Origin of the sequence: Streptomyces sp. NPDC005266, from assembly GCF_040607655.1 — a bacterium.
Lineage (GTDB): Bacteria > Actinomycetota > Actinomycetes > Streptomycetales > Streptomycetaceae > Streptomyces.
Genome location: NZ_JBEXHC010000002.1, coordinates 122666 through 149409, shown reverse-complemented (window position 1 = coordinate 149409; position 26744 = coordinate 122666). Strand labels below are relative to the sequence as shown.

Genomic DNA, 26744 nt, shown 5'->3' with positions numbered 1-26744 from the left:
GCGTCCGCGACCCACGGCCTGACGAGACGTCAGCGATGCGTACCACCCTGTCTCCCGACGAGCCGGTTCTGGTCCTCGCCGCCGGCTCTTCCAGCCTTCAGCTCGCCCTCTTCGCGGCGGACGGCACGCGGATCGCCGGGCGTGCCACCGAGACCGCCCCCGGGCCCGACACGGCCGAGGAGTTGCGTGGCTTCCTGGCCGGCGTGCCGGCCCCCGCCGCGGTCGGACACCGTCTGGTGCACGGCGGCCCGCATCTGACGGAGCATGCGCTGGTGGACGCGCGGGTGCGCGCGCTGCTGAAGGAGGCTTCGAGGCTGGCACGCCTGCATCTGCCTCCCGCGCTCGCGGTCGTGGACACCGCCATGGAGCTTCTGCCCGACATTCCGCACGTGGCGTGTTTCGACACGGTCTTCCACCGGAGCCTGCCTGCCGCCGCGTACGAGTACGCCGTCCCGGAGCGGTGGCGCGTCGAGTACGGGCTGCGCCGCTACGGATTCCACGGGCTCTCCTACGCCTGGACGCTGGAGCGGGCCGCCGAAGCGCTGGACCGTCCGGTCGGCGATTTCCAGGCCGTTCTCGTCCACCTGGGCGGCGGCTGCTCCGCCTGCGCCGTGCGCGACGGCCGCAGCGTGGACACCACCATGGGGTTCACCCCGTTGGAGGGTCTGGTGATGAGCCGTCGCAGCGGCAGTGTCGATCCGGGGGCGCTCCTGTGGCTCCAGCGCCATCACGGCTTGAGCGCCGAGGAGCTCGAGGACGCCCTCCACCGGCGCTCCGGACTGCTGGGTCTCTCCGGCACCTCCGGAGACACCCGTGACCTGGTGCGGGCGCGAGCGGAGGGGGACGCGCGCGCCGCCGGCGCCCTGGCCGTCTTCGTCCACAGCTGCCGTCGCGGCATCGCGTCCATGGCCGCCTCACTGGACCGGCTCGACGCCCTGGTCTTCACCGGCGAGATCGGCGAGGACCAGCCCGAGGTGCGGGAGGAGATCTGCTCGGGCCTCCAGGTCCTGGGCGTAGGCGGCCACCTGTCCGTTCCGCCGCTGAAGGATCTGCGCGACGAGGGCACACGCAGAATCCACCACCCCGGAGCGGACGTCCCGGTGGTGGTCGTCGCCACCGGTGAGACCCAGCAGATCGCAGCCGAGACACGACGGCTCCTGAGGGGCTAGATCCACCAGCCGAGGCGCCGGGGAATCTCGCGGACGCCGCGTCCGTTGCTTTCCGAACAGGCCGGTTCGCGCACCACAGGAGGCAGGCATGTACAGCGACCCAGCGACGGTCCGCACGATCCTCACGGAGCTGGGGGACACCTGGGCGGTGGTCGGACTCTCCGCCAATCAGCGGCGCGCGGCCTACAGCGTGGCGGGCGTCCTCCAGCGCTACGGGAAGCGGATCGTGCCCGTACATCCCAAGGCCGAGACGGTGCACGGCGAGCAGGGGTACCCGACGCTCTCCGCGGTCCCGTTCGACGTGGACGTCGTGGACGCCTTCGTCAACAGCGACCTCGCGGGCGCGGTGGCCGACGAGGCCGTCGCCATCGGCGCCAAGGCCGTCTGGTTCCAGCTCGGGGTCATCGACCCGGCGGCCTACGAGCGCACCCGGGCCGCGGGGCTGCACATGGTCATGGACCGCTGCCCGGCCATCGAGATCCCGCGGCTGGGCTGAGAAATCGGGTGTGGCCGGCTCCGGCCCCTGCGCTGGCGTCGGCCCATGATCGCGATACGTGCCGCCCGCCCCTCCGATGCCGCCGAACTGATCCGGCTGCGCCGTCTGATGTTCCGGGCGATGCGCGGCCGGGACGAGCCGGGGACCTGGGAACGGAGCGCCGAGGAGTCGGTGCGGCGGCAGCCGGCGGAGCCGGGGGGCCGGCTCGGCGCGTTCGTGGTGGCCGGGGAGGCGGAGCCGGGGGGCCGGCTCGGCGCGTTCGTGGTGGCCGGGGAGGCGGCCGGGGCGCCGCGTCTGGCAGCGTGCGCGGTCGGGCGGGTGGAGGAGCGGCTGCCCGCGCCCCGCCATCCCACGGGGCGCTTCGGGTTCATCTTCAATGTGTGCGCCGATCCCCGCTACCGAAGCCGCGGTTACGCGCGCCACGACCGAGGCGCTGCTGGACTGGCTCTCCGGGCAGGGCGTCACCCGCGTCGATCTGCACGCCACGGACGACGCCGAGCGGCTCTACCGGAGCCTCGGCTTCACCGAGCACTCCCTCGCACTGTCCCTGGTCCTCTCCCGGCGCGACGCCTGAGTCCACGGGCGGTACGTCAGACGCCGAGCCCCTCCAGCACGACCGCACCCGGGAGCCCGGCGAGCACCTTGCCCGGTGCGATGAGCTTGCCGCGCCGGCTGCCGCTGCCGATGAGCGCGTACGGAATGTCGGCGACGGCGGCGTCCAGCAGCAGCGGCCAGCCGGCGGGCAGCCCGATCGGGGTGATGCCGCCGAACTCCATGCCGCTCTCGCCGGTCGCCGTCTCGATCGGGGCGAACGACGCCTTGCGCGCACCGAGATGGCGGCGTACGACGCCATTGACGTCCGCCCGGGTGTGCGCCAGGACCACGGCGGCGGCCAGGGTGACGTCACCGCCCCGCTTGCCCGCGACGACCACGCAGTTGGCGGACTGTTCCAGCAGCCAGGAGCCGTAGTTCTCGACGAGTACGGCGGTGTCGGCCTTGTCCGGATCCGTGTCCACGTACAACACCTGCTCCACCGGGTCCGGGCCGCGCCAGCCGCGCAGCGCCTCGGCAACCGGAGGGGTCAGCAGATCCAGGCATTCGACGGCGGGGCGGACCTCGTCGAAGGCGTCCATCGGCGTACTCATGCGGCCAAAACTAGCACCGCCTGGTGAGACGGCCCGTCTCAGCGGGCGGGCGGCACCGACACCGCCATGGTCATCTCCACCGGCGTCTCACCGTCGTTGCGGTAGGTGTGCGGGGTGTTCGCCTCGAAGACGGCCGAGGCCCCGGTGGGTACGGTGTGCGCCTCACCGCCGACCACCAGGGTCAGCTCCCCCGCCGTCACATGGAGCAGCTCGGCCGTGCCGAGCGGATGCGGATCGGATTCGCTGCTGTCCCCGGGCATCAGCCGCCATTCCCACATCTCCAGCGGGCCGTGCGCCTCCGTGCCGACCAGCAGCGCCGTGTAGCTGCCCGCGTCGGTGGACCACATCCGCACCGCCTGGTCGGCGGGGACGAGCCGGACCTGCGGCCCCTGTTCGTAGTCGAGCAGTGTGGTGATGCTCACCCCGAGCGCGTCGGCGAGCTTGACGGTGGTGCCGACGCTCGGGTTCGTACGGGCCTGCTCGATCTGGATGATCATCCCGCGGCTGACCCCGGCGCGGGCCGCGAGGGCGTCGAGGGTGTAGCCGCGTTCATTGCGCCAGCGCTTGAGGTTGCGGGCGAGCGACTGGGTGAGCTGATCGAGGTCCGTCACGGTCCGTCCAATATTCTCAATGGCACAGTCGAACAGATTGCACTACCGTGTAGTGTACTCCCACGTCCATCACACTGTACGGCGAGGTTTCCCATGTCCGCACTCTTCGCTCTGGCCACCAGCCTGCTGTGGGGGCTGGCCGACTTCGGCGGAGGCCTGCTCACCCGGCGTACGCCCGTGCTCACCGTGGTCGTCGTCTCGCAGACCATCGCGGTCGCCATCCTAGGCGCCATCGTGGTGGCCACCGGCGGCTGGTCCGAGGCGGGGCCGCAGCTGTGGTTCGCCGCGGCGGCCGGCGTGGTCGGCCCGGCCGCGATGCTGTGCTTCTACCGGGCCCTCGCGCTCGGCCCCATGGGCGTCGTCTCCCCGCTCGGCGCGCTCGGCGGGGTCGTGGTGCCGCTCGGCGTCGCGCTGCTGCTCGGCGAGCGGCCGGGTCTGCTGCAGATCGCCGGGATCGCGGTGGCGGTGGCGGGCGTCGTCCTGGCCAGCGGGCCGCAGACCGGGGGCACGCCCGTCCAGCGGCAGACCCTGGTGCTCACGCTGGTCGCCGCCCTGGGATTCGGTTCCGTCATGGCGCTGATCGCCGAGGCGTCGACCACACTCACCGGGCTCTTTCTCGCCCTGTTCGTCCAGCGGGTGTGCAATGTGGCGGTCGGCGGCGCCGCGCTCCTCGCCTCCGTACGGCGCGGAAACCCGGGGCTGCCCGAGGGCGGATGGCGTGTGGTGAGGGCGTCCCTGCCCGCGCTCGCCTTCGTGGGCCTCGCCGACGTCGCCGCCAACGGTACGTACAACCTGGCCGCCCACCACGGCCCGGTCACCGTCGCCGCGGTGCTCGCCTCCCTCTACCCCGTGGTGACCGCGCTCGCCGCCCGCGGACTGCTGGGCGAGCGGCTGCGCGCGGTCCAGGCCACGGGCGCCGGGCTCGCCCTGGCCGGGACGCTGCTGCTGGCGACCGGCTGAGGCCGGCCGGGCACGCGACCGGATACCCGGCTCACCGGCCGAGGAGCGCCCGGACGAACCGCCCGCGGCCCCCCGGCCGGTCCCGGAACCAGCGACCGAGCCAGTGGTCGGCCTCGGACAGGACGAGAGGGGTGAAGTCCGACCGCTCGCTCAGAGCCGCCGCGACCGCCTCGGTCACCTCCGCCGGAATCACCTCGTCCAGCGCGGGCACCGCGAGTACCGCCCGCGCGGTGAAACCCCGGAAGACGTCGAGGGCCGCGGAGGAGCGCCAGCTGCCCGGCGTCCGGATGATCTCGGTGAACCCCGACCCGGCCCCGAAGGGCACCGGCCACGCCCCGCGCGCATAGACGGCCGGGGCGCACAGGCCGACCGCCCTGACCCGGGGGCCGTAGTGGGCCGCCAGATCGGCCACCGTCTGACCGCTCATGCTGAAGCCCACCAGGACCAGTTCGTCGGAGGCGGGCGCCCACCGGTCGACCAGGGCGCGGGCCTGGGCGAACCGCCGCTCCAGGCTCAGCGCGCTCAGCTCGCCGGAGCTCTCGCCATGCCCGGAGAAGTCACAGGCCACGGCCCGATGACCATGGGCGGCCAGATCGCCCATCAGGGGGATCATCCGCTCCTTGTCGCTGGTCCCCGCACCGTGCAGCACCACGGCGGTCGCGGCCACCGGCGGCCCGGCGGGGGCGAACATCGCACAGCCGAGCTTCTCGCCGTCGCACTCCAGGAAGAAGCGGCGCAGCGGCTCGCGGTCGTCCCGTCCTCGTGTCTCCACGGACAGCAGGACGCCTGGCCGATTCCGCCGGTTCCCCGCCTCGGTGCGCTCACGCCCGCCGCGCCAGCGTGACGTCCGAATCCCGCCAGCAATCACCGCGTCGACGCCTCATGGTCGAAAGGGAAGACACCGAACGAGAGGCACGCGACCATGACCGCGTACACCACGACGAGCAGCCCGCTGGGCGTACTGCTGCTGGTGGGCGAGGAGACCCCGGACGGCACCACCTTGACCTCGCTGTCCATGCCGGGCCAGAAGAACGCTCCGGCCGTACAGCCCGGATGGCGCCACGCCCCCGAGGCGTTCCACGAGATCACCCGGCAGCTCGCGGCGTACTTCGCCGGCGAACTCACCGAGTTCCACATCGGGTACACGCCCACCGGTACGCAGTTCCAGCAGCGCGTGTGGCACGCGCTGGAGGAGATCCCCTACGGCGCCTCGACCACCTACCGCGCCATCGCCGAGCGACTCGGCGTGGACCGGGGCCAGGTGCAGGCCGTGGGCGCGGCGATCGGCGCGAACCCGCTGCTGGTGGTGCGCCCGTGTCACCGGGTGATCGGCGCGGACGGGACCATGCGCGGCTATGCGGGCGGCGTCGAGCGGAAGGTCCGGCTCCTGACCCACGAGGGCGCCCTGCAGCCGACGCTCATCTGACGCGCCGCACGTATCTCTGTCCGGCCCCTGTCCGGTCCCGTCCGGCCGGAGCGAGGAGGTTCCGCAGGATGACCGAGACCACGCACCCCGCGAGCCGGGTGGCCGACCGCGTCGCGGCAAGCGACTGGGGCGCCGTCGCCGGCGAGCTCGACGCCTACGGCCACGCGCTCACCGGCCGGCTCCTCACCCCCGGCCGGTGCCGTGCGATCGTCGGCCTCTACGACCAGACCGAGCGCTTCCGCACGACCGTCGACATGGCCCGCCACCGCTTCGGCTCCGGCCAGTACCGCTACTTCACCCACGATCTGCCGGAGACGGTGCGCGAGCTGCGCGAGGCGTTCTATCCGCAGCTGCTGCCCATCGCCCGCGACTGGGCCGCGAAGCTGGGCCGGCCCGCGCCCTGGCCCGACAGCCTGGACGAGTGGCTGGCCATGTGCCATGCGGCAGGACAGGCCAAGTCCGCCCAGATTCTGTTGCGCTACGGCCCCGGCGACTGGAACGCCCTGCACCGTGACGTGTTCGGCGACATGCTCTTCCCGCTCCAGGTCGTCATCGGCCTCGACGCCCCGGGAGCCGATTTCACCGGCGGCGACTTCATCATGACCGAGCAGCGCCCGCGCGCCCAGTCCAGGGGATCGTCCACCACCCTGCCCCAGGGCCATGGGCTGATCTTCACCACGCGGGACCGCCCCGTGGCCTCCGCGCGCGGCTGGTCCATCGGCCCGATGCGGCACGGTGTGAGCACGGTCCGCTCCGGGCGCCGCCATACGCTCGGCCTGGTCTTCCACGACGCCTCATGAGCGGGAGGCAGCGCACCCCCGCGCCGAGCGGCCTCACCGGGGGGCGGCCACAGCCGTCCCCCTCTCCCCTGATCGGCGCCGAGCCGTCCTGCCCGAGGAATTCGGCCGCGTACGGAGATCCACCACGCCCCGGACCGGACCCCCGACGCCGAACGCGCCGTCCTCCTCGGCTTGTTGACGTCGCCGACGCCACGCGTCGGGACCGTCGCGTCGGTCACAGCCGCGACGCCGCCTCCCGCGCCGCCGCCGGAGCCTTCGCGGCCCGGCCCGCGGCTACGCCCTCGCCCCCTCGCGGGACCCCCGCCTTCCGGCGCTCGCCGGGCCGGACACCCTGCACGGTCTGCGTGGCGCCACCGCCGAGGGCGAGACCTGGAAGGTGGACCACCGCTGGGTCACGGTCGGGAGCGCGCGCCGGGCGCCGTGGCCGAGCGGCCCGGCCGCGGCGTGCGGACGGACGCGCACGGCCTCCGGTCCACGGCGCCCACGGACCGCTCACCCTTCGTCTGCCGGGAACGCCTCTCGATGCTGCTTCGCCCGGTCCACATACACCGCGGCGTTCAGTCCGATGAGCTCTCGTTCCTCATCGGTCAGCTCTCGCTTGACCTTCGCCGGGACGCCGGCGACCAGCGAGCCCGGCGGCACCCGCATGCCCTGCGGCACCAGGGCCTGCGCGGCGATCAGCGAGCCCGCCCCGATGTGGGCGCCGTTCAGAATCGTCGCCCCCATGCCGATCAGCACATCGTCCTCGACGGTGCAGCCGTGCACCACCGCGTTGTGGCCCACCGTCACCCGTTCGCCGATCGAGACCGGAAATCCGGGATCGACATGCACGGTGCAATTGTCCTGAATATTGCTTTCCGCGCCGAGGACGATCGGCCCGCCGTCGCCGCGCAGCACCGCCTGGTACCAGACGCTCGACCCCGCACCCAGGACGACATCACCGATGACGACCGATGTGGGGGCGACAAACGCGTCCGGCGCGATCGTCGGCTCCTTGCCGCCCACCGCCGCGATCAGTGCTCGTGGAACCATCTCCCCGCCCACCCCTCGTGGAACCATCTCCCCGCCCACCCTCTGCGCGCCCTGATCCAGGCGCTCCGTTCCATGCCTTTACAGACTCTTATTCGCCGGCCGCCCGGACCGGCTCCGGCTCGGCCGCTTCCGGCCCGGCATCCGCCGTCGCCACCGGCGCGGCCTTGCCCTGGGCCTTCTTCGAGCGCCACTTCATCATCAGCATCGAGCCGAGGCCGAAGAGCAGCGCCAGGACGAGCCCGAGCAAGGAGAACTGCCTGAGCCAGTCCTCCGCGACCTTGCCGACGGAGTAGATGACCGCGGTGGTGCCGCCCGCCCAGACGATGCCGCCGAGGACGTTGGCGATGAGGAACTTCCAGTACGGCATGCGCAGCACGCCCGCGAGCGGGCCCGCGAAGATCCGCAGCAGCGCGATGAAGCGGCCGACGAAGACCGCCCACATCCCCCACTTCTGGAAGGACCGCTCGGCGGTCGCCACATGCTCGGCGCTGAAGTGCTTGGGAAATTTACGGCCCAGCCAGTCCAGCAGGGGCTGGCCGCCCTTGCGGCCGATCAGATAGCCGATGGAGTCGCCGATCACCGCGCCGGCGATGGCGCAGGCGCCGAGGATGTAGGGGTTGATGTGGTCCTGTGAGGCCGCCAGCAGGGTCGCGCTGACGAGGACGATCTCTCCAGGAAGCGGGATGCCCAGGCTCTCCAGGCCGATGACCAGACCCACGAGAAGATAAACACTGACCGCGGGTACGGTCTCGAGCCATTCCTCGATGTGCAACGCCGGTTCCTCCCCGTATGCCGATCTCTTCGCCAACGTGCGCCGATTTCGGCGCACGTTTCGGGAAGCCTACTCAATCAGGGCGCGGTCGCCATCATCCCCAGGTCGTGCTCCGGGGTCGCGTCGGCCCCCTGCCGGGGCCGACGGACCGGGGCCGGGAGCGCCGGCTCAGGACTGGGGACGCAGCGTCCAGATGATGGACATCTCGCCGGTCACCGCGCCGTCCTCGCGCGTAATCTCGATGTTCACCGGGAATTCGGGACGCTCCCCCGCGTCCAGCTCGGCGACTACCTCGGCAGTGGTGCGGCCGAGCCGGGCGGTTGCGGTGACGGTTCCCTTGGCGAGCTTCTTGTAGCCGATCTCGGCGCGCACGGCGAGCGGTACGGCCCGGCCGAGCTGGTCGCCGAACGCGGCGAGGACGATCGCACCGCTCGCGGACTCGGCGAGCGTGAACATCGCGCCCGCGTGCGGGCCACCGACATGGTTGTGGAAGTCGGGCTGGTCCGGCAGGCGCAGCACGGCGCGCTCGGCCGACGCCTCGATGAACTCCAGGTTCAGGGTGCGCACCATGGGCACTGTGGCGGCGAGCATCTCGCCGACGGAGGGCAGGGTCTCTGACATGCCCGGAAGTTACCACTCAGTAGCAAACGGTGGGAAGGGGCAGACGTGGCACCTGTCGTCACCCCCCTCTATGGTTACTGGCCATGTGGCCAGGACAGCAGCCGCCCGGGGGCGAGCAGAACCCGCACGACCAGAACCAGAGTCAGAACCCCTACCAGCAACCGGGGTACAACCAGCCCAACCCGTATCAGCAGCCGGGTTATCACCAGCCGAATCCGTATCAGCAGCCGCCGCAGCAGCAGCCGGGCCCGCCCGGTCAGCCGCAGCAGCCGGGTCAGCACCCGGGCTACGGACCGCCGCAGGACCAGCCGACCCAGAACTGGGGCGCGCCGTCCGCGCCGCCCGGTGCGCCGCAGCCGCCACGTGACGGCAAGAAGCGCACGGCGACCATCGCGATCGCGGTGGCGGTGGCGGTCGTCGCGGCGGCCGTGATCACCGGTGTGCTGGTGCTGGGCAAGGACGACAGCGAGAGCGACGAGTCGAAGAAGGGCGCGGACAAGAAGCCCGCCGCCTCCTCGTCTGCCCCGGCCTCGTCCGCCCCGGCCGAGGACCCCTCCGCCGGCGGCTCGGACAACCCGCGTGCCGGTGGCGACGAGGGCACCGTCAAGCCGGTCATACCCGGCTGGAAGACGGTCGTCAGCGCCAAGCGGCACAACGCCTTCGACGTACCGCCGAACTGGGTGGTCGAATCTCCGGACCTGAGCACCGGATTCGAGGACGACAAGGGCAAGCCCCTCGTCATCATGTCCGCCCCGGCCAGGTACAAGGAGGACTACTGCACCATCAAGCGCGAGGGCGGCTACGAGGACAAGAGCGATGTGGCCGGCGTGGGCAGCAAGGGCGCCCAGGGAGCCAAGAGCGAGGCGTCGGCCGCCAAGATCGAGGCCGAGAACTGGGTGTTCGCCGCCTTCGACCAGAAGCAGACCGGCAAGCGCGTGGTCACCCCCGCCAAGAAGTTCAAGAGCGACCACGGGCTCAAGGGTTACTCCTCGTCGGCCACCGTCACCGGGGTCAAGAAGACCGACAAGTGCACCACGGACGGCAAGGCGTTCACCGTCACCTACACGGACACCAACGGTGACTACGCGACCTGGGTGCTCTACTCCGCCAAGGGCATCAAGGACGAGGTCCCGGACGCCACCATCAAGAAGATCATGAGCACCCTTCGCCCGGTGAAGTCCACCGACTCCTGATCATCCCGGTCACCGCGGCCGGAATCCGGTTGGACGCCGGGGTCCGCCCCCAGGGATAGTCCGTGCGTGACGACTCCCCCGGCCCCGCGCCCCCGACCGCGCCGACCCGCCTGGGCCGGCCGCAACTACACCCTGCTGACCACGGCCGCCGTGGTGACGGGCCTCGGAAACGCCGGGGCCCTCATCGCGGCGGCGTTCGCGGTGCTGGAGGCCGGCGGGGACGGCGGTGACGTCGGGTTCGTCGCCGCGGCCCGTACGCTCCCGCTCGTCGTCTTCCTGCTGATCGGCGGCGCGCTGGCGGACCGGCTGCCGCGCCACCGGGTGATGGTCGCCGCCAACACGCTCAACTGTCTGTCACAGGCGGCCTTCGCCGCGCTCGTGCTGTCCGGCGAGGCACAGCTGTGGCAGATGGCCGCACTCGCCGCGCTCGGCGGCACCGGGCAGGCGTTCTTCTCCCCCGCCGCCGAGGGCATGCTGCTCTCCACCGTCACCGGCGAGCAGGCCGGCCGTGCCTTCGCGCTCTTCCGGATGGGCATGAACGGCGCACAGATCGGCGGCGCGGCACTCGGCGGCGCCCTGATCGCGATCGTCGGGCCGGGATGGATGCTGGCCCTCGACGCCGCCGCCTTCGCCGTGGCGGGCGCCCTGCGTGCCCTCCTCGACGTCAGCGGCGTCGCCCCACGGGAGCCCGGCGGCGGCATGCTGCGGGATCTGCGCGACGGCTGGCGGGAGTTCATCGGACGGCCCTGGCTGTGGGCGATCGTCGTGCAGTTCTCGGTCATCAACGCCGTGGTGGGAGCGGCCGAGGCGGTGTACGGGCCGCTGGTCGCCGAGGACCATCTGGGCGGGGCGCGGCCCTGGGGGCTGGCCCTCGCGGCGTTCGGCGCGGGCACCCTCCTCGGCGGGCTGGTCATGATGCGCTGGCGTCCGCGCCGGCTGCTGCTGGCGGGCTCCCTGTGTGTGCTGCCGTTGGCCCTGCCGTCGGCCGCCCTCGCCGTCCCGCTGTCCGTCCCGCTCCTGGCCGCGGTGATGTTCGGGGCCGGGGTGGCGATCGAGGTGTTCGGCGTGTCCTGGATGAGCGCGCTGCACCAGGAGATCCCCGAGGACAAGCTCTCCCGCGTCTCGGCGTACGACTGGTTCGGCTCCGTGGCCATGCTGCCCCTCGCCACGGCGCTCGCGGGCCCGGCCGAGTCCGTGTTCGGGCGGGCGGCCTCCCTGTGGGGCTGCTCGGCGCTGATTTTGGCGCTGACGCTGGCGGTGCTGACCGTACCGGACGTACGGCAGCTGCGGCGGCGCGAGACGGCGACCGTCGCCGAGGGCGGACCGGCCGCTCCCGGCGACACGGCCCAAGCGACGGAGCGCCCGGCCATCGCGGCGAAGTCCCGCCCCTCCCCCGGCGATTGAGCTCGGCTGCCGAGCCGGGTCAGCCGACGCTGAAGGCCCCGCGCGGCGGCTCCGGCGACGGCACCGCGTCCTCGTCCCGCACAGGCGCCGCCTCGCTCGTGAAGCGCTCCAGCGCCTCCCCGTACGCGACGCGGGCCGGAAAGGCGTCGGCCGCGGCGCGCCGGGCCAGTACACCCACCGGCAGCTCCGTCTGCGCGGCCACCAGCACGGCGTTTCCGAACCGGCGGCCGCGCAGCATCGCGGGCTCGGCGATCAGGCACAGATGCGCGAAAAACGCACCGAACGTCGCCACTTGGGAACGGAGGAAGGCGAACGGCGCGCCGTCGGCCAGGTTCGCCGTGTACCGGCCGCCCGGCCGCAGCACCCGCGCGGCGGCGCGGGCGTACGCGACCGAGGTGAGATGCGCGGGCACCCGCGAACCGCCGAACACATCGGCCACGATGACATCGGCCGATGCCTCCGGCGCGGCCTCCAGCGCGGTGCGGGCGTCCGCCCGCCGCACCGTGATGCCCGACCCCTCCGGCAGCGGCAGATGCTCGCCGACCAGATCCAGCAGCCCGCCGTCGGCCTCGATCACCTCCTGGCGCGAGCCGGGGCGGGTGGCAGCCAGATAGCGCGGCAGCGTCAGCGCTCCACCGCCCAGGTGCAGTACGTCGAGCGGGCCGCCGGGGTCGCCGGTGGCGTCGAGGACATGCGCGACCCGCCGCACGTACTCGAACTCCAGGTGCTCGGGGTCGTCCAGGTCGACGTACGACTGCGGGGCGCCGTCCACCGTGAGCAGCCAGGCGCGCGGACGGTCCACGTCCGGCATCAGCTTGGCGGTGCCGCCGTCCACGGCGCGGGTCACGGGTATGGGCTCGTCCACGCTCTCATTGTGCCGGGCCCAGGGGTGCCGCGCCGCGGCTTCGCCCACCGGCGCCCTCGCGGGGCGGGCGGGCGAAGCCGCGCGCGGCAACGGCTACCCGGCTGAGCGGATGCGGTGAAGTTCGCCGCTGATCCCTCGCCGTTCGGCCTGGCCGAGGGCTTGGACGCCGAGAAGGATCAGCACTTGACTTCGCCGTAACCGCTTAGTCGGCGAGGGTGGTCACCGTGCCCGCGCCCACCGTGCGGCCGCCCTCCCGGATCGCGAAGCCGAGCCCCGGCTCCAGCGGCAGGGCGCGGCCGAGCTCGACCGTCATGGTGACGGTGTCGCCCGGACACGCCACTCCGGCGGCCCCGAGGTCCACCTCGCCGGACACATCGGCCGTCCGCAGGTAGAACTGCGGGCGGTAGCCGGTGGCCAACGGGGTGCGCCGGCCGCCCTCGGCCGCCGACAGCACGTACACCCGCGCGGTGAACCGCCGCCGGGGCACGACGCTGCCGGGCGCCGCGACCACCTGGCCGCGGCGCACCGCGTCCCGCGCCACCCCGCGCAGCAGCAGCGCGACATTGTCGCCCGCCTCGGCCACCTCCATCGGTTTGCCGAAGGTCTCGACGCCCGTGACGACCGTGGCCACCCCGGCGCCGGGCACCTCGACGCTGTCGCCCACGCACACCGTGCCGCGCTCGATCGCTCCGGTGACCACCGTGCCGCGTCCGGTGATGGTCAGCACGTTCTCCACGGGCAGCAGGAAGGGCGCGTCGGTGTAGCGCACGGGCGTCGGTACGTAGATGTCCACGGCGTCCAGCAGCGCTTCGATCGCGCCGGTCCAGCGCGGATCGCCATCCAGCGCCCGCAGCCCGGAGACCCGTACGACCGGCGTGGTGTCGCCCGGGTAGCCGTGTGCGCAGAGCAGCTCGCGCACCTCCAGCTCGACGAGGTCGGCGAGTTCGGGGTCGCCGGTGTCGGCCTTGTTGAGGGCGACGACGATGTGGTCGACGCCGACCTGACGGGCCAGCAGCACATGCTCGGCGGTCTGCGGCATCACGCCGTCGAGCGCGGAGACGACGAGGATCGCCCCGTCGAGCTGGGCCGCGCCGGTCACCATGTTCTTGATGAAGTCGGCGTGTCCGGGCATGTCGACATGGGCGTAGTGGCGGGTGTCGGTCTCGTACTCGACATGCGCGATGTTGATGGTGATGCCGCGCGCGGCCTCCTCCGGCGCCCGGTCGATCCGGTCGAACGGCACATAGGCGGAGCCGGCGCCGGAGCCGCGCTCGCTGAGCACCTTGGTGATGGCTGCGGTCAGCGTGGTCTTGCCGTGATCGACATGGCCCATGGTGCCGATGTTCAGATGCGGCTTGGTGCGCACATAGGTCTGCTTGGACATGGTGAGCGGTTCCTCCTCGGAACAGCGGTGGAATGCACGGACCCCAGGGCCTGGCCGACCCTCCCTTCGCGGGATCCGTCGGAATGTCCGAGGAGAGTCAGACTCGTGCGCCGTCGAGGCAGGCGGCCGCGGGGAGGCAGGCGACCGCGGGCGGTGTGCAAGCGGTGGTCACCACGGGGACCGTGGCCGCGGCGAGGGGAAGGACGGCAGCCTTCGGCGCGTCCGCGGCAGCGGACGGCGGGGCGCGGAAGGCGTACCGGAACATGTGGTGATCATTGCGCACTGTACGGTCCGCGTCGAATGGTTTTCGCTGCGCACGGGGCCGGTGCGGCGGAGATGAACCCCTGGTGAGTGTGGGGTTGTTGCTCAGGTCCGCGTTCTGTTCCGAACCGCCGGCGAACGGCCGACGATCCGACGACAACCCGGCGACATCACAGCGGCGGCCCAGCCCCGTCCGTTACGCTCCACCGGTGCTCGATGTCGCCGTCCCCTCCCCGAAACCGGCTCCGCGCCGCGCCCGCGCGGTGCTGCTCTCGCCGTGGTCACGGCTGGGGCTGCTCGCCGCGCTGCTGGCGGGCTCCGCGCTCGCGGTCTGGGCGTGGCAGCCCCAGCGGCTGCTGGCCGACGGCTGGTCGCCGCAGCTGTCCGGCGCGACGGCCGTCGCGGTGTTCACGGCCGCGTACGGGCTGTGCACCGCCGCGCTGGTGCCCCGGCCCCTGCTGAATCTGGCCGCGGGCGCGCTCTTCGGCTCCCAGACCGGGCTCGCCACGGCCATCGGCGGCACCGTGATCGGCGCCGGCATCGCCTTCGGTCTCGGCAGACTGCTGGGCCAGGACGCGCTGCGCCCGCTGCTGCGGGGCCGCTGGCTGACCGCCGCGGACCGACAGCTGAGCCACCACGGCTTCCGGTCCATGCTGGCGATCCGGCTCTTCCCCGGCGTACCGTTCGCCGCCGCCAACTACTGCGCGGCCGTCTCGCGCATGGGCTGGCCCTCCTTTCTGCTGGCGACGGGGTTGGGCAGCGTGCCGAACACCGCCGCGTACGTCGTGGCGGGCAGCCACGCCACCACGCCCACCTCGCCCGCGTTCCTGCTCGCGATGGCCTTTATCGCGGTGCCCGGTCTCGCCGGGCTCACGGTGGCCTGGCGTAAGCGCGGCCGGCTGCGGGCCGGGCGCGGCGCCGAGGGCGCCGCCGGGCAGCCGGGGGCGTAACGGTCAGTCGTCCGGGCCGGCGGCCGAGGTTGCCGCGGCGCGGGCCGACAGCGGTTCGGCGATGTCCTCCAGCGCGCGCTGTTCCGCCGGGATGGCCAGGAAGGCGGCGACGAGGCCGGCCCCGGCCATGAACGACGCCCCGATGCGGAAGGCCAGGACGGTGTCGCCGACGACGCCACTTCGGGTCAGCTCGGCGAAGATCAGCGGTCCGGTGATGCCTCCCGCGGCCGTGCCGAGGGCGTAGAAGAAGGCGATGGCCATGGCCCGCGTCTCCATCGGGAAGATCTCACTGACGGTCAGATACGCGGAGCTCGCGCCGGCCGAGGCGAAGAAGAGCACGACGCACCAGCTGGCGGTCATGGTCGACGCGTTGAGCCGGCCGGCGCTGAACAGCCAGGCGGTGAGGAACAGCAATGCGCCGGAGACGAGATACGTCCCCGCGATCATCGGCCGGCGGCCGACCGTGTCGAAGAGATGGCCCAGCAGCAGCGGCCCGAGGAAGTTGCCGGCCGCGATGACCGCGAAGTAGTAGCCGGTGTCACCGGTGGGCACGTCGAAGAACTTCACCAGGATGGAGCCGAAGCCGAAGGTGATGGCGTTGTAGAGAAACGCCTGACCGATGAAGAGGGCCAGCCCGAGGAGCGCGCGCCGGGGGTAGTGGGCGAAGAGCGTACGGGCGATCTCGACGAAGCCGGTGCTCTCGCGCGTCCTGATGGTGATGGCCTTGTCCGGCTCCGGCAGCGGTTGCCCCTTCTCCGTCTCGATGCGGCGCTCGACCTCCTCGACCAGCCTCTCGGCCCCCTCCGCCCTGCCGTGGATGAACATCCAGCGCGGGCTCTCGGGAACATTGCGCCGCACCAGGAGGATCACCAGGCCCAGCACGACACCGAGGGCGAAGGTGAGCCGCCATCCGATGTTCAGGGGGAAGAAGTCGGTGTTCAGCATCACCACGGAGAGCAGCGAGCCGCCCACGGCACCGAGCCAGAAGCTCCCGTTGATGATGAGATCGACACGGCCCCGGTACCTGCTGGGGATCAGCTCGTCGATCGCGGAGTTGATGGCCGCGTACTCCCCGCCGATGCCGAAGCCGGTGAGAAAGCGGAAGAGGAAGAACCACCAGACGGAGAAGGAGATGGCGGTGAGCGCCGTGGCGGCGAGATAGACCCCGAGCGTGATGAGGAAGAGCTTCTTGCGGCCGTATCGGTCGGTGAGCCAGCCGAAGACCAGCGCACCGCAGCAGGCTCCGGTGACGTAGAGGGCCGCCGCCATGCCGGTGACCTGGGTGTCGGTGATCGGCAGACCGCTGCCGGGCTCGGAGAGGCGGCTGGCGATATTGCCGACGACGGTCACTTCGAGGCCGTCGAGGATCCATACGGTGCCGAGGCCGATGACGATCATCCAGTGCCAGCGCGACCAGGGCAGCCGGTCGAGCCGCGCCGGTACCTTGGTGGTGATCGTCCCACCGCCGCCCCGTCCTTCCGGCGCTCTTCTCGACGATCCACTGGGCCCGGTCGCGGTCATGGCGCTCCTCAGCGGCTTCTCGGCAGCTGTCCCGGCTGCTTCTTGACAGTGTGAACAGTGTGAACGCGCTGATTCCCGGGTCCCCCATGATCAAACCGATAAACCGGCGGTCTGACCGGGCCCTTGGTGGGCGGCTCACCCGGGGGCGCTACGCTGCCCCCACAACCCGGTCGTCGATCCTCGACCGCCGGGCTTCCCCTTGGCCACCCGCCTGATCCGGTCATGCGCATCGCCATGTACCGGTCAGCCCATGACCAGCCTTTGGATAGCGTAGACGCAATGTCGTGGTTTGAATCATTCATCCTTGGGCTCGTCCAAGGGCTGACCGAATTCCTGCCCATCTCCTCCAGCGCCCATCTGCGGCTCACCGCCGCCTTCGCGGGCTGGAACGACCCGGGGCCCGCCTTCACCGCGATCACCCAGATAGGCACCGAGCTCGCGGTCCTCATCTACTTCCGCAAGGACATCGCCAATATCGTCTCGGCCTGGTTCCGCTCACTGTTCAGCAAGGAATGGCGCGGCCACCACGACGCCCAGATGGGCTGGCTGGTGATCGTCGGCTCCATACCCATCGGTGTGCTCGGCATCACCCTGCAGGACCAGATCGAGGGCCCCTTCCGCGATCTGCGGCTGATCGCCACCACCCTGGTCGTCATGGGTCTGGTGCTGGGCTTCGCGGACCGGCGGGCGGCGCGCGACGAGACGGGCGGCCGACACCGTGTCGCCAACCAGCGCAAGACACTGCAGGAGCTCAGCGTACGAGACGGCCTGATCTTCGGCGTCTGCCAGGCGATGGCCCTGGTACCAGGCGTCTCCCGCTCGGGCGCCACGATCAGCGGCGGTCTGCTGATGGGCTACACCCGGGAGGCGGCGGCCCGCTACTCCTTCCTCCTCGCGGTGCCCGCGGTACTGGCCTCCGGGGTCTTCGAGCTGAAGGACGCGTCCGAGGGCCATACGGAGTGGGGCCCGACGATCTTCGCGACGGTCATCGCCTTCGTCGTCGGCTATGCGGTGATCGCGTGGTTCATGAAGTTCATCTCGACGAAGAGCTTCATGCCCTTCGTGATCTACCGGATTCTGCTGGGCCTGGCACTGTTCGCGCTGGTCGGCTTCGGAGTGCTGAGCGCCCACGCCGCCGAGTCGGCGGGCTGACGCCACACGACGCTGAAGGAAGAAAAGGAAGAAGGGGGATGGGCCGCCGGCCGAGGAGGGAGGGGAGTCCGGCGGCCCCTTCGCTCAGGTCTGGCGCCCCCTGAGCGGTATGTGACGAGTCAATCGCCGGGTGGGGCCCGGAGGGAAGGGTGTGCGGTAGATATATGCAAGCACTCTGGTCACACGGGGTGTGAATTCCTCACACAGCGCACATCCCTGCCCTGAGCTGCCGCTATCCGCCGGCGATGTCCACAAGCTCGGTGAGCGTGGTGATCCGCCAGTCCGCCATGGCCGCGTCGGCCGTATCGGCCCACAGATGCCCCCACGGCCCCCGCCGGATATGCGCGGCCCGCAGCCCCGCGGCCTTCGCCGGGCGGATGTCCATCGCCGGATAGTCACCGACGTACACGGTGCGCTCCGGCGCGGCGCACGCCACCTCCCGCATCCGCCGGAAAAACCCCGGCTCGGGCTTGGCGACCCCCCACTCGGTCGAGGTGGCGACGGCATCCACCGGCAACCCCAGCCCCCGCAGCAGCTCCCCCGCCCGCGCCGACTGATTCCCGGCCAGCACCACCCGTACCCCCAGCTCCCGCAGCGCACCGAGCGCGGACCGCACATCCGGGTACAGATCGGACTCGTCCAGCCACTCCCCACACCCCGCCGCCTCCCGCGCCCGGCGCTCGGCGGCGACATCCGCCCCCGGCCTCACCAACCGGATCGCATCCCCATCCGGCCGTCCCTGCGCCACAACGGCCCCCACCAGCGCGGAAAGGGTATGCCGCGGAACGCCGAGCCAGTCGGCCCACGAGGCCCAGTAACGATCCTCGCGGACGAGGGTCGAGCCGACGTCCAACACGATGGTCTCCATCACCGCAGCACCCTACGGCTGCGGGCTCGCCCGTCCCAGGAGGCGCCCTCCGAGGAGGCGCCCTGGGACGGCCCCTCCCGGAGGATGGACGTCCCGGCCGCCCCTTCCCCGTAAAGTCCCTACAGCCGACCCTCCCAGTCCGCGTAACGGATCCGAGCGATCTCCAGCACCTGGCCGACCGTGCCCCACTCGTTCTTCCCCAGCCGGGACAGCGGCCGCAGCTTGGTGAACTCGGGATGGCCGTCGACCATCACCGCCTCGTCGACCGCGGCATGCACCACCCGCCCGAACACCACCGTCGAGTCCCCCAGCCCCACCGTGCTGTGCAGCACACACTCCAACGCCACCGGCGACCCTGCCACCCGCGGCGGCTTCACCCGGACACTGGCCTCCTGCTCCACCCCCACCGCCCCGAACTCACTGACCCCCCGCGGAAAGTCCGTCGCGGTCGCGTTGACCTGCTCAAAGAGATCCTCGGGAGCGAGATTCACCACGAACTCACCGGTGTCCTCAACATTGCGCAGCGAGTCCTTCCGCCCCACGGACGTGAACTGCACGATCGGCGGGGAGACGCACGAGACGGTGTAGAAGGAATGCGGCGCGAGATTGGCCGTCCCGTCCGCCGGCATCGTGGACACCCAGGCGATCGGCCGCGGCACGACCACCGAGGTCAGCAGCTTGTAGAAGGGGGTCCGGTCCATGGCCTCGGGATCAAAATCGATACGCATGCCGCCAGTATCCGCGCATACGGCGGCCCATCCCAACGACGGACCCCGGCCTCACCCCTGGCAGTTCCACGGAAGGTGCCCGGTCCGGAGCTGAGCACCTCCATGCCCACCCTGGCCGGTCGGACTCTCTTGCTGATGGGCCGCCAGACAGTGAGTGTGAGGTCGAGGCGAGTCAGGTGGCTCGTGCGGTCTCGGTCGAGTGGGTTGCCGATCCGCCGGGCCCCGTTCTGGAACCCCGCAGGGCTCGCTCGAACGCCGCCTGCGCCTTTGCGGTCATCCGGGTTTCCCTCCTCATTGAGCGGTGTCCTGTACGGACCTGTTCGCGAGCTGGTGGCGCAGCCCACGTGTGATTCCCTGGGACCGTTACGGGGGCGGGATGGCGGTTATCCGTGCGGCCTGGTCGAACCGGCTCAATCGCCGCGAGCTGGACGTCCGCCCCGTGCTCGTACGCGAGAGGCCGAGCCGCCGGCTCCGGCCGCGTCCGCTATCCACGGAACGCGCTGTGCCCGGTGAACGCCTGGCCGAGCACCAGCTGGTGGATCTCGGCGGTGCCCTCGTAGGTCAGCACCGTCTCGAGGTTCACCATGTGCCGGATCACCGGGTACTCCAGGGAGATGCCGTTGCCGCCGAGGATGGAGCGCGCGGTCCGGCAGATCTCAAGTGCCTCGCGCGTGTTGTTGAGCTTGCCGAAGCTGACCTGTTCGGGACGCAGGCCGGTCCTGTCCTTCTGACGACCGAGGTGCAGGGCCAGCAGCAGGCCCTTGTTCAGCTCCACCGCCATGTCGACCAGCTTGGCCTGGGTGAGCTGGAAGCCGGCGATCGGCTTGCCGAACTGCGTACGCTGCTTGGCGTATTCGAGCGCCGCCTGCCAGGCGGACCGGGAGGAGCCCATGGCGCCCCAGATGATTCCGTACCGCGCCTCGCTCAGGCAGCCCAGTGGTCCGGAGAGCCCCTTCGCCCCCGGCAGCATCGCGCTGTCGGGCAAACGGACGTCGTCCAGCACCAGTTCGCTGGTCACCGACGCCCGCAAGGAGAGCTTGTGCTTGATCTTGTGGGCGCTGAATCCGGGCGTGTCGGTCGGTACGACGAAACCACGGATCCCGTCCTCGGTGGACGCCCAGACCACGGCGACGTCGGCGATGCTGCCGTTGGTGATCCACATCTTTCGGCCGTTGAGGACCCAGTCCGTGCCGTCGCGCCGGGCCCTGGTCATCATCGAGCCCGGGTCGGATCCGGAGTCGGGTTCGGTCAGACCGAAGCACCCGATGGCCTCGCCGGCGGCCATACGCGGCAGCCACTCCTGCTTGTGCTCCTCCGAACCGTTCGCCCAGATCGCGTACATCGCCAGTGAGCCCTGCACGGAGACCATCGAGCGGATGCCCGAGTCGGCGGCTTCCAGTTCCAGGCAGGCCAGACCGTAGTGCACCGCGCTCGCGCCACCGCACCCGTAGCCCTCGAGGTGCATGCCGAGCACGCCGAGCCTGCCGAACTCCTTGGCGAGTTCACGTGCGGTCGGCAGATCACCGGCCTCGAACCAGTCCGCGACGTAGGGGGTCACGTGTTCCGCACAGAACTTCCGGACGGTGTCGCGGACGTCCAGTTCGTCCTCGGAGAGCTGGGAGTCCAGGCCCAGCGGGTCAATCGGGTCGAACGGAGCGAGAGTATCGCTGTTGCTCACTGAGCTTCCTCACTGCTGATGTGACGGACATCGAAACGCTGTCTCGACCAGGTGGAGACGAGAACAGCCCGAGAAGCAGACCGCAGGGGCGCGGCTGAATCGGCTGCGACCGTGTCACGGGGACGTACGGTCGACTTCACCGGCGCGGCCCGGTGTCAGCGGGCTCCGCCGTTGACGTACAGAGTCTGGCCACTGACGTACGAGGCATCGTCGCTGGCGAGGAAGGCGACCACGGCGGCAATCTCTTCCGGCTGCCCGACGCGGCGCAGCGGGGTGCGCTCGGCCGCCAGCCGCTGGTGCTCCTCGGGTACGGAGCCGACCCGCTCGGCGGTGGCGGCGGTCATGGCGGTGGCGATGTAACCGGGGGCGACCGCGTTGACGTTGACGTCGTACGGGCCCAGTTCGATGGCGAGGGTCGCGGTGAGTCCCTGGATACCGGCCTTGGCGGCGGCGTAATTGGCCTGACCGCGGTTGCCCAGAGCGGAGCGACTGCTGAGGGAGACGATCTTGCCGTAGCGCTGCTTCACCATGTACGTCTGTGCGGCCTGGGCGCAGTTGAAAGCGCTGGTGAGGTTGACGGTGAGGACAGCGTCCCAGTCGGCCTTCGGCATCTTGAAGAAGAGGTTGTCGCGGGTGATACCAGCGTTGTTGACCAAGATGTGCAGCCCGCCCAGCTCCTCGGCGATCCGTGCGAAGGCGGCCTCGACGGCATCGAGGTCGGCGACGTCGCATCCGTACGCGCGGGCGACGCCGCCCTTCTCCCGAATCTGCGCCGCGACGGTCTCGCCACTCTCGGCGGTCAGATCGACGACGGCGACGGCGGCGCCCTCCTCGGCCAGGCGCAGGGCGGTGGCCGCGCCGATGCCCCGGGCGGCTCCGGTGACGACAGCGACCTTGTCAGTGAACCTGCTCATGAACGTGTCTCCCATCGGTGATGCCTTGTGAGGGGTGGGTGTCAGCCGCGGTCGACGACCACGGCGCTGCCCTGGCCGACGCCGACGCACATGGTGGCCAGCCCGCGGCGCGCGCTGGCTGGGCGCGAGTGGGTGTGGAACGGGCAGCTCGACCGATGGGGCCGGCACCGGTGAAGGCGGGTGCGATGAGCGGCTTGTGGATCTGGCTGATGCCCTCACCGATGCGGTCAGCGACCCGCCAGGTCGCCGACCGGGCGGCGCCGAGGACGACGGCGGTGTCCTCGATCATCTTCTGGACTCGATCGTCTTCTGGAGCGACTGGTGCCCGGCGGTCGGCGTGCCGGACCGCTTGCACTCCCCCGGGTGCCGCACGGCCGCCTCCGATCCGGCCCGGACCATGTCGGCACAGCCCGCCGGGAAACGGCATCCGGCCCTTGGCCAGGTCGCGCCGATGACCTGCTCCGGTGTGAGTTCACGATGCATGGGAGTACACCTCGCGGTCGGGTGCAAGGGAGCGCGTTGAGCGGGGACGCGCCTCGGAATTAAAACTAGCGCTGGAAGTTTTTGGGACTGTAGCCCGTGTCGCGGCCGGCTGTGAAGGGGGGTCGCCCCGAACACCCACTCGAAGCTTGCACGGCCCAACCATCTCCGCCCGGCCGAGGCGGCGGCCACGGCGGAGCCTCGGCCAACAGCGTTCCGTCATCGGTTCACGACGCCGCGCACGGCGGGATCCGTTGGACGTCTCACCGCAAAGGCCCCGGCGCCGGCGGTCGGCGTCACCCCGTCCCATGGCCGGCAACCGCACACGCACCATCAACACTGTGTTCGAATGCGCGATCACGCTGATCTGACCAGCCGGCGACGAGTACACCCGGCCCCATGGGGACGATGGCGCCCCACCTGCGTGAAGATAGTGCAGTGCCTACATGAAAAGGAGGCGAGGTGCCCCGAGTCGAAGGACTCGCCCAGAAGGTGCTGCACGACCTTCACTGGGCAGGCGTCGCAGAGGAGCCAACTACCACATACACCGAGTCAAGCGCGGAAGGGTACGTGGATATTCTGGTCTCCGACAGCTCGGGTATGGGGGTCGGGTTCTCCGTCGACGGCAACGGAACGGATGCGAACATCCTCTTCCAGCTCGCCGACCGAATCCCGGACGCCTACGTCGAGCTCTGCTCCGTGGGCCTTCCACTGGTTCCTGGTAGTCACCGGCCGGCCAGGCCTCGCCTCACACAAGACGAGGTCATCTGGGAAGACCCTGATGAATCGGGCACCTGGCAATGCCGAGTCGGTGCTTACCCCGGAACAAGCACCGGCAGTTCGCCCTCCGCCTGAACTGCCCAGTGAAGGCCGACTTCGTCACACAGGCTTCCGCGAGGCTGACGAAGGAGTGCTTGTTCCCGGTCGACATGACCAGGAACAAGGACTACGGGCAGTTGCGGGCGCCGGGCGCGGCGATCCGTCGGCGCCCTACGCAGGTGGCACCCATGGCCCGCGACAAAAGCCCGGCGGCCACCGCGCGATGCTCCGAGTACGGCCAAGCGCTCGGAGTGTGCGGTGGCCGCCACCGCGGCACCCCGTTACCGCCCCGGTACGCCGTGCCCGCCTGCTTGCGGTTCGATCCGCGGCCAGCGGAGGCGGCCGTGACCTGCGTAGGTCCCCTGTCGAGTGAGGTTCTCACCCAGGCCCCGCGTGTAAGTGGAGGTCAGCAGCTGGGCAGCGCGCCGTCAACGGCACGAGATGCCGCGGGCGGGCCGGGTCAGCTGAGGGGCTTGGCGAGGACGGCTTTGCGGTGGCTGAAGGTCTCGATGGAGTAACGGCCGTGGTAGCTGCCCATACCGCTTTCGCCGACGCCACCGAACGGCAGGTCCGAGACGGTGAGATGGGCCACCGGCAGACCGATTCCGAGGCCGCCCGAGGAGGTTTCGGCCGCCAGCCGTTCCCGGGTGGTGTCCGATTCGGTGAACGCGTACAGGGCCAGCGGCTTGTCGCGGTCGTTGATGAAGGCGATGGCCTCGTCCAGCCCGGCCACCTCTACGATCGGCAGGATCGGGCCGAAGATCTCCTCTCGCATGACCGGTGCGTCCGGGGACACCTCGGCCAGCACGGTCGGAGCGATGTACTTGGCGTCCCGGTCGTACCCGCCGCCGATGACCCGCCGTCCCGAGTCGAGGAGGGCGGTCAGCCGGCCGAAGTGGCGGTCGTTGACGATGCGGCCGTATTCCGGGGACGCGGCCGGGTCGGGCCCGTACAGCGCGTCGACGGCCTTGGCCAGGGCGGTTTCCAGAGCGCGAGCGGTTCCGGGGTCGGTGATGACGTAGTCGGGCGCCACGCAGGTCTGTCCGGCGTTGAGAAACTTCCCCGCCGCCAGCCGGGCGGCAACCTTGTCCACATCGGTGCCGCGGTCCACGAACGCCGGTGACTTCCCGCCCAGTTCGAGGGTGACGGGGGTGAGATGCCTGGCGGCCGCGGCCATCACGATGCGGCCCACGGTGCCATTGCCGGTGTAGAAGATGTGGTCGAAGCGCTCTTCGAGGAGAGCGGTGGTCTCCGGGACGCCGCCTTCGACCACGGCGACCGCGTCGGTGTCGAGGTAGCGCGGCAGGAGGCGGGCCAGAACCGCGGAGGTGGCCGGGGCCAGTTCGCTGGGCTTGGCCACCACGGTGTTGCCTGCGGCCAGGGCACCGGCCATGGGCGCGAGCAGCAGCTGCGCGGGGTAGTTCCAGGGGGCGGTGATCAGGACGACGCCCAGCGGGTCGTACTGCGTCCACGCGCTCGCCTCTCCCAGATGCGCAGGGACCGGGGCGGGTTCCGGCCGGAGCCAGCCCTCGAGGTGGTCGAGGGTGTGGTCGATCTCGCGGATGACGAAGTCGATCTCGGTGCGGTACGCCTCGGAGGCGCTCTTCCCCAGATCGGCGCGGAGGGCGGCGGCTATGTCCTCACCATGCTCGGTGAGCAGCGTGCGCATCTGGTGCAGCTGACCAGTACGCCAGGTCAGAGGCTTCGTAGTGCCGGCGCGGAAGGTGGCACGCAGCCGCGCGTTGAGCTCGGCCGGCTGCTCGGGTGCGGAAGTAGTCATGATGGCCTCTCAGATGAGGTGGATGGGCGAGGACCTGTTGTCGGCGCAGCGGTCACGGCGCGGGCAGGCGCCGGTTGCCCGCGCGGCGCCGGCGCCACGGGGCGGGCCTGGGCGCCGGCACGGGGTTCAGGCGCGGTTCAGGATGCTGATGAGGGATTGGGCGAGCTGCGCGGAGGAGGCGGGGTTCTGGCCGGTGTGCAGGTTGCGGTCCGCCACGACGTGTGCGCTGAACGGGGCGGCGGCGTGGAAGTCGGCACCCAGTTCCACCAGGCGGTCCTCGAGCAGCCACTTGGCCTTGTCGGCGAAGCCGGCTGCGGTCTCCTCATCGTTGGTGAAGCCGGTCACACGGTAACCGGCGAACGGCCAGGTGCCGTCCTCGCGCCGGGCGGCGAGCAGGGCCGCGGGGGCATGGCACAGCACAGCGAGCGGTTTGCCGGAGTCCAATGCGGCGGTGAGGAGGCGACCGGAGTCGGCGTTGACGGCGAGGTCCTCCATGGGGCCGTGGCCCCCGGGATAGAGGACGGCGTCGTACGCGTCGAGGTCGGCCTCTTCGAGCTTGCCCGGGTTCTCCAGGTCGGCGCGGATGGACTCGAGGTACGTGGCGATGGCGTCGGCCTGGTCCCTGCCGCCGGTGGACTCCGGAGTGAGACTGGCGGCGTCGACCGTCGGTGTCACGCCCCCCGGTGTGGCGATGGTGACGTCGAAACCGGCTTCGCGGAACAGCCGGTGCGGTGCGGTGAGCTCCTCCGCCCAGTAGCCGGTGGGATGCTGGGTGCCGTCGGCGAGTGTCCAGTGGTCGGCGCCGGTAACGACGAACAGAACCGCGGTCATGTCTATCTCCTTCATATGGGGCGCGCAAGGGCGCACGATGGTGGCGGTGGCTTCTTGGGTGCCGGGCATGGTGCCCAGGCGAGCGGTGGCTCAGGCGACAGTGATGACGATCTTGCCGCGGGTGTGGCCCTCGCGGCTCATCCGCTGCGCGTCGGCGGCCCGCTCGAGCGGGAACGTGGCGGCCACTTCCACCCGCAGCTCCCCGCCGTGTTCAGCTCAAAATAGGTAGATTCACAATAGGTAGATGCTTGACGCACTCAAGCAATGGAACCGACCGTAGGGTCAATGGTTGAGGAAGTCAAATACTGCTATACTCGGGGCATGGCCTCCCGCCCCTCCGCTCCGCATCCAGCCCCCACCCCGCAGGGCGACACCCCTACCCCCGTCGCCCTCATGGAGCGGTTGGCACGCGCCGCCGCCGGCTACTACCGGGACCTCACCGCGGCCGCCGCGGCACAGGGGCTCACCATGACACAGGCCAAGATGCTCATCCTGCTGCGGCAGCCCCTGCCCATGCGGGCCCTCGCAGGACTGCTCACCTGCGACGCGTCCAACATCACCGGGCTCGTCGACCGACTGGAGGCGCACGGGCTGGTCTCGAGACATCTCGACCCCACCGACCGACGGATCAAGAACGTGGTCGCCACACAAGAGGGCAAGGACGTCGTCCGCCGGATCCGCGCCGATATGCGGGCCACCTCGGCGGCCCTCACCCGCCTCGACGAGGAGGGCCGCCGCAGCCTCTATGAGCTGCTGGGGCGCATGCACCCGGACGAGACGGCCTGACCGTGGCCGGGTGGCGCCGTGAATGTCATATGGTTCCAGCGGCGCAGCTGACGGGACTGTTGCCCCTCGGGCGGCAGCCCCGGCAGCCGGGCCGGCGC

28 protein-coding genes and 1 pseudogene are annotated in these 26744 nt (G+C 71.0%); 11 read left to right on the top strand and 18 right to left on the bottom strand.

Going from position 1 to position 26744, the window contains the following annotated elements; translation table 11 throughout:
- The first annotated feature begins 35 nt into the window (after positions 1 to 35).
- The 3 genes from ABZU99_RS04260 (at position 36) to ABZU99_RS04250 (ending at position 2239) form a co-directional block, all read left to right on the top strand.
- Positions 36 to 1169, top strand: coding sequence for an acetate/propionate family kinase (locus tag ABZU99_RS04260; RefSeq protein ID WP_356047955.1), 1134 nt, complete (start codon positions 36 to 38; stop codon positions 1167 to 1169).
- A gap of 88 nt (positions 1170 to 1257) precedes the next feature.
- Positions 1258 to 1665, top strand: coding sequence for a CoA-binding protein (locus ABZU99_RS04255; RefSeq protein WP_356047953.1), 408 nt, complete (start codon positions 1258 to 1260; stop codon positions 1663 to 1665).
- Positions 1666 to 2041: 376 nt separating this feature from the next.
- Entirely contained in the window at positions 2042 to 2239 is a 198-nt protein-coding gene (locus ABZU99_RS04250) for a GNAT family N-acetyltransferase (RefSeq protein ID WP_356047951.1), read from the top strand.
- Between the two features lie 16 nt (positions 2240 to 2255).
- Here ABZU99_RS04250 and ABZU99_RS04245 read toward each other — a convergent pair whose 3' ends face one another.
- Positions 2256 to 2810 (bottom strand): YbaK/EbsC family protein, encoded by a 555-nt coding sequence (locus ABZU99_RS04245; protein WP_356047949.1) that lies wholly within the window; start codon positions 2808 to 2810, stop codon positions 2256 to 2258.
- Between the two features lie 38 nt (positions 2811 to 2848).
- Positions 2849 to 3421, bottom strand: coding sequence for an XRE family transcriptional regulator (locus ABZU99_RS04240; protein ID WP_355950879.1), 573 nt, complete (start codon positions 3419 to 3421; stop codon positions 2849 to 2851).
- A gap of 93 nt (positions 3422 to 3514) precedes the next feature.
- Here ABZU99_RS04240 and ABZU99_RS04235 point away from each other — a divergent pair, with 93 nt between their 5' ends.
- Entirely contained in the window at positions 3515 to 4381 is an 867-nt protein-coding gene (locus ABZU99_RS04235) for an EamA family transporter (RefSeq protein ID WP_355950877.1), read from the top strand.
- Positions 4382 to 4412: 31 nt separating this feature from the next.
- On the opposite strand, the gene ABZU99_RS04230 is transcribed toward ABZU99_RS04235, so the two are convergent.
- On the bottom strand, positions 4413 to 5153 hold the full coding sequence (locus ABZU99_RS04230) for an alpha/beta hydrolase (RefSeq protein ID WP_356047947.1): 741 nt from the start codon (positions 5151 to 5153) through the stop codon (positions 4413 to 4415).
- 150 nt (positions 5154 to 5303) lie between these two features.
- Between ABZU99_RS04230 and ABZU99_RS04225 the strand changes: the two genes are divergently transcribed.
- Positions 5304 to 5807 carry a methylated-DNA--[protein]-cysteine S-methyltransferase gene (locus ABZU99_RS04225; RefSeq protein WP_356047945.1) on the top strand — a complete coding sequence of 168 codons (504 nt, stop codon included), beginning with the start codon at positions 5304 to 5306 and terminating at the stop codon, positions 5805 to 5807.
- Between the two features lie 68 nt (positions 5808 to 5875).
- On the top strand, positions 5876 to 6607 hold the full coding sequence (locus tag ABZU99_RS04220) for a 2OG-Fe(II) oxygenase (RefSeq protein ID WP_356047943.1): 732 nt from the start codon (positions 5876 to 5878) through the stop codon (positions 6605 to 6607).
- Between the two features lie 492 nt (positions 6608 to 7099).
- Here the strand turns inward: ABZU99_RS04220 and ABZU99_RS04215 are convergent, their stop codons facing one another.
- The 3 genes from ABZU99_RS04215 to ABZU99_RS04205 form a co-directional block, all read right to left on the bottom strand.
- On the bottom strand, positions 7100 to 7639 hold the full coding sequence (locus ABZU99_RS04215) for a gamma carbonic anhydrase family protein (RefSeq protein ID WP_356047941.1): 540 nt from the start codon (positions 7637 to 7639) through the stop codon (positions 7100 to 7102).
- Between the two features lie 88 nt (positions 7640 to 7727).
- Complete coding sequence (locus ABZU99_RS04210; RefSeq protein WP_356047939.1) at positions 7728 to 8411, bottom strand: DedA family protein; 684 nt, start codon at positions 8409 to 8411, stop codon at positions 7728 to 7730.
- Between the two features lie 168 nt (positions 8412 to 8579).
- A complete protein-coding gene (locus ABZU99_RS04205; RefSeq protein ID WP_355950862.1) occupies positions 8580 to 9032 on the bottom strand; it encodes a DUF4442 domain-containing protein in 453 nt (150 codons plus the stop codon).
- Between the two features lie 83 nt (positions 9033 to 9115).
- On the opposite strand from ABZU99_RS04205, the gene ABZU99_RS04200 reads away from it, so the two are divergent.
- Positions 9116 to 10225, top strand: coding sequence for a hypothetical protein (locus ABZU99_RS04200; RefSeq protein WP_356047937.1), 1110 nt, complete (start codon positions 9116 to 9118; stop codon positions 10223 to 10225).
- 66 nt (positions 10226 to 10291) lie between these two features.
- Positions 10292 to 11629, top strand: coding sequence for an MFS transporter (locus ABZU99_RS04195; protein ID WP_356047935.1), 1338 nt, complete (start codon positions 10292 to 10294; stop codon positions 11627 to 11629).
- Positions 11630 to 11648: 19 nt separating this feature from the next.
- Here ABZU99_RS04195 and ABZU99_RS04190 read toward each other — a convergent pair whose 3' ends face one another.
- From ABZU99_RS04190 to ABZU99_RS04180, 3 genes are all read right to left on the bottom strand, one after another.
- Positions 11649 to 12494: a fused MFS/spermidine synthase gene (locus ABZU99_RS04190; protein ID WP_355950854.1), complete on the bottom strand. Its 846-nt coding sequence runs from the start codon at positions 12492 to 12494 to the stop codon at positions 11649 to 11651.
- Positions 12495 to 12696: 202 nt separating this feature from the next.
- Positions 12697 to 13878, bottom strand: coding sequence for an elongation factor Tu (tuf, locus tag ABZU99_RS04185; RefSeq protein ID WP_356047933.1), 1182 nt, complete (start codon positions 13876 to 13878; stop codon positions 12697 to 12699).
- A 97-nt stretch (positions 13879 to 13975) separates the two neighbouring features.
- Entirely contained in the window at positions 13976 to 14143 is a 168-nt protein-coding gene (locus ABZU99_RS04180) for a hypothetical protein (RefSeq protein WP_356227708.1), read from the bottom strand.
- Positions 14144 to 14348: 205 nt separating this feature from the next.
- On the opposite strand from ABZU99_RS04180, the gene ABZU99_RS04175 reads away from it, so the two are divergent.
- Positions 14349 to 15089 (top strand): TVP38/TMEM64 family protein, encoded by a 741-nt coding sequence (locus tag ABZU99_RS04175; protein WP_356047930.1) that lies wholly within the window; start codon positions 14349 to 14351, stop codon positions 15087 to 15089.
- 3 nt (positions 15090 to 15092) lie between these two features.
- Here the strand turns inward: ABZU99_RS04175 and ABZU99_RS04170 are convergent, their stop codons facing one another.
- Positions 15093 to 16610, bottom strand: a complete 1518-nt coding sequence (locus ABZU99_RS04170; protein WP_355950842.1) for an MFS transporter — start codon at positions 16608 to 16610, stop codon at positions 15093 to 15095.
- Positions 16611 to 16889: 279 nt separating this feature from the next.
- Between ABZU99_RS04170 and ABZU99_RS04165 the strand changes: the two genes are divergently transcribed.
- Positions 16890 to 17762 (top strand): undecaprenyl-diphosphate phosphatase, encoded by an 873-nt coding sequence (locus tag ABZU99_RS04165; RefSeq protein ID WP_355950839.1) that lies wholly within the window; start codon positions 16890 to 16892, stop codon positions 17760 to 17762.
- Positions 17763 to 17994: 232 nt separating this feature from the next.
- Here the strand turns inward: ABZU99_RS04165 and ABZU99_RS04160 are convergent, their stop codons facing one another.
- The 8 genes and pseudogenes from ABZU99_RS04160 to ABZU99_RS04125 all read right to left on the bottom strand — a co-directional run.
- Positions 17995 to 18633 carry an HAD-IIIA family hydrolase gene (locus tag ABZU99_RS04160; RefSeq protein ID WP_355950837.1) on the bottom strand — a complete coding sequence of 213 codons (639 nt, stop codon included), beginning with the start codon at positions 18631 to 18633 and terminating at the stop codon, positions 17995 to 17997.
- A 116-nt stretch (positions 18634 to 18749) separates the two neighbouring features.
- Positions 18750 to 19358: a flavin reductase family protein gene (locus ABZU99_RS04155; protein WP_355950834.1), complete on the bottom strand. Its 609-nt coding sequence runs from the start codon at positions 19356 to 19358 to the stop codon at positions 18750 to 18752.
- A gap of 484 nt (positions 19359 to 19842) precedes the next feature.
- The gene (locus ABZU99_RS04150; protein ID WP_356047927.1) at positions 19843 to 21036 is read right to left on the bottom strand and encodes an acyl-CoA dehydrogenase family protein; all 1194 of its coding nucleotides are present in this window, start codon (positions 21034 to 21036) and stop codon (positions 19843 to 19845) included.
- Positions 21037 to 21191: 155 nt separating this feature from the next.
- Complete coding sequence (gene fabG, locus ABZU99_RS04145) at positions 21192 to 21950, bottom strand: 3-oxoacyl-ACP reductase FabG (RefSeq protein ID WP_356047925.1); 759 nt, start codon at positions 21948 to 21950, stop codon at positions 21192 to 21194.
- A gap of 285 nt (positions 21951 to 22235) precedes the next feature.
- Complete coding sequence (locus ABZU99_RS04140; protein WP_356047924.1) at positions 22236 to 22433, bottom strand: hypothetical protein; 198 nt, start codon at positions 22431 to 22433, stop codon at positions 22236 to 22238.
- 1276 nt (positions 22434 to 23709) lie between these two features.
- Positions 23710 to 25029 (bottom strand): aldehyde dehydrogenase family protein, encoded by a 1320-nt coding sequence (locus ABZU99_RS04135; protein WP_356047922.1) that lies wholly within the window; start codon positions 25027 to 25029, stop codon positions 23710 to 23712.
- Positions 25030 to 25155: 126 nt separating this feature from the next.
- Positions 25156 to 25860, bottom strand: coding sequence for a type 1 glutamine amidotransferase domain-containing protein (locus ABZU99_RS04130; RefSeq protein ID WP_356047920.1), 705 nt, complete (start codon positions 25858 to 25860; stop codon positions 25156 to 25158).
- Between the two features lie 90 nt (positions 25861 to 25950).
- Positions 25951 to 26064, bottom strand: a pseudogene (locus ABZU99_RS04125) (zinc-binding dehydrogenase); the annotation flags it as partial.
- A 117-nt stretch (positions 26065 to 26181) separates the two neighbouring features.
- On the opposite strand from ABZU99_RS04125, the gene ABZU99_RS04120 reads away from it, so the two are divergent.
- A complete protein-coding gene (locus tag ABZU99_RS04120) occupies positions 26182 to 26646 on the top strand; it encodes a MarR family transcriptional regulator (protein ID WP_356047918.1) in 465 nt (154 codons plus the stop codon).
- Positions 26647 to 26744: the final 98 nt, after the last annotated feature.

Bases quoted from the DNA above. Each gene is read 5' to 3' on its own strand.
- ABZU99_RS04155 (WP_355950834.1), bottom strand. From the start codon at position 19,358: ATGCGTATCGATTTTGATCCCGAGGCCATGGACCGGACCCCCTTCTAC.
- ABZU99_RS04250 (WP_356047951.1), top strand. From the start codon at position 2,042: ATGTGTGCGCCGATCCCCGCTACCGAAGCCGCGGTTACGCGCGCCACG.
- ABZU99_RS04235 (WP_355950877.1), top strand. From the start codon at position 3,515: ATGTCCGCACTCTTCGCTCTGGCCACCAGCCTGCTGTGGGGGCTGGCC.
- tuf (WP_356047933.1), bottom strand. From the start codon at position 13,878: ATGTCCAAGCAGACCTATGTGCGCACCAAGCCGCATCTGAACATCGGC.
- ABZU99_RS04205 (WP_355950862.1), bottom strand. From the start codon at position 9,032: ATGTCAGAGACCCTGCCCTCCGTCGGCGAGATGCTCGCCGCCACAGTG.
- ABZU99_RS04220 (WP_356047943.1), top strand. From the start codon at position 5,876: ATGACCGAGACCACGCACCCCGCGAGCCGGGTGGCCGACCGCGTCGCG.
- ABZU99_RS04180 (WP_356227708.1), bottom strand. From the start codon at position 14,143: ATGTTCCGGTACGCCTTCCGCGCCCCGCCGTCCGCTGCCGCGGACGCG.
- ABZU99_RS04245 (WP_356047949.1), bottom strand. From the start codon at position 2,810: ATGAGTACGCCGATGGACGCCTTCGACGAGGTCCGCCCCGCCGTCGAA.
- ABZU99_RS04225 (WP_356047945.1), top strand. From the start codon at position 5,304: ATGACCGCGTACACCACGACGAGCAGCCCGCTGGGCGTACTGCTGCTG.
- ABZU99_RS04140 (WP_356047924.1), bottom strand. From the start codon at position 22,433: ATGCATCGTGAACTCACACCGGAGCAGGTCATCGGCGCGACCTGGCCA.
- fabG (WP_356047925.1), bottom strand. From the start codon at position 21,950: ATGAGCAGGTTCACTGACAAGGTCGCTGTCGTCACCGGAGCCGCCCGG.
- ABZU99_RS04215 (WP_356047941.1), bottom strand. From the start codon at position 7,639: ATGGTTCCACGAGCACTGATCGCGGCGGTGGGCGGCAAGGAGCCGACG.
- ABZU99_RS04120 (WP_356047918.1), top strand. From the start codon at position 26,182: ATGGCCTCCCGCCCCTCCGCTCCGCATCCAGCCCCCACCCCGCAGGGC.
- ABZU99_RS04255 (WP_356047953.1), top strand. From the start codon at position 1,258: ATGTACAGCGACCCAGCGACGGTCCGCACGATCCTCACGGAGCTGGGG.
- ABZU99_RS04165 (WP_355950839.1), top strand. From the start codon at position 16,890: ATGTCGTGGTTTGAATCATTCATCCTTGGGCTCGTCCAAGGGCTGACC.
- ABZU99_RS04170 (WP_355950842.1), bottom strand. From the start codon at position 16,610: ATGACCGCGACCGGGCCCAGTGGATCGTCGAGAAGAGCGCCGGAAGGA.
- ABZU99_RS04135 (WP_356047922.1), bottom strand. From the start codon at position 25,029: ATGACTACTTCCGCACCCGAGCAGCCGGCCGAGCTCAACGCGCGGCTG.
- ABZU99_RS04260 (WP_356047955.1), top strand. From the start codon at position 36: ATGCGTACCACCCTGTCTCCCGACGAGCCGGTTCTGGTCCTCGCCGCC.
- ABZU99_RS04130 (WP_356047920.1), bottom strand. From the start codon at position 25,860: ATGACCGCGGTTCTGTTCGTCGTTACCGGCGCCGACCACTGGACACTC.
- ABZU99_RS04200 (WP_356047937.1), top strand. From the start codon at position 9,116: ATGTGGCCAGGACAGCAGCCGCCCGGGGGCGAGCAGAACCCGCACGAC.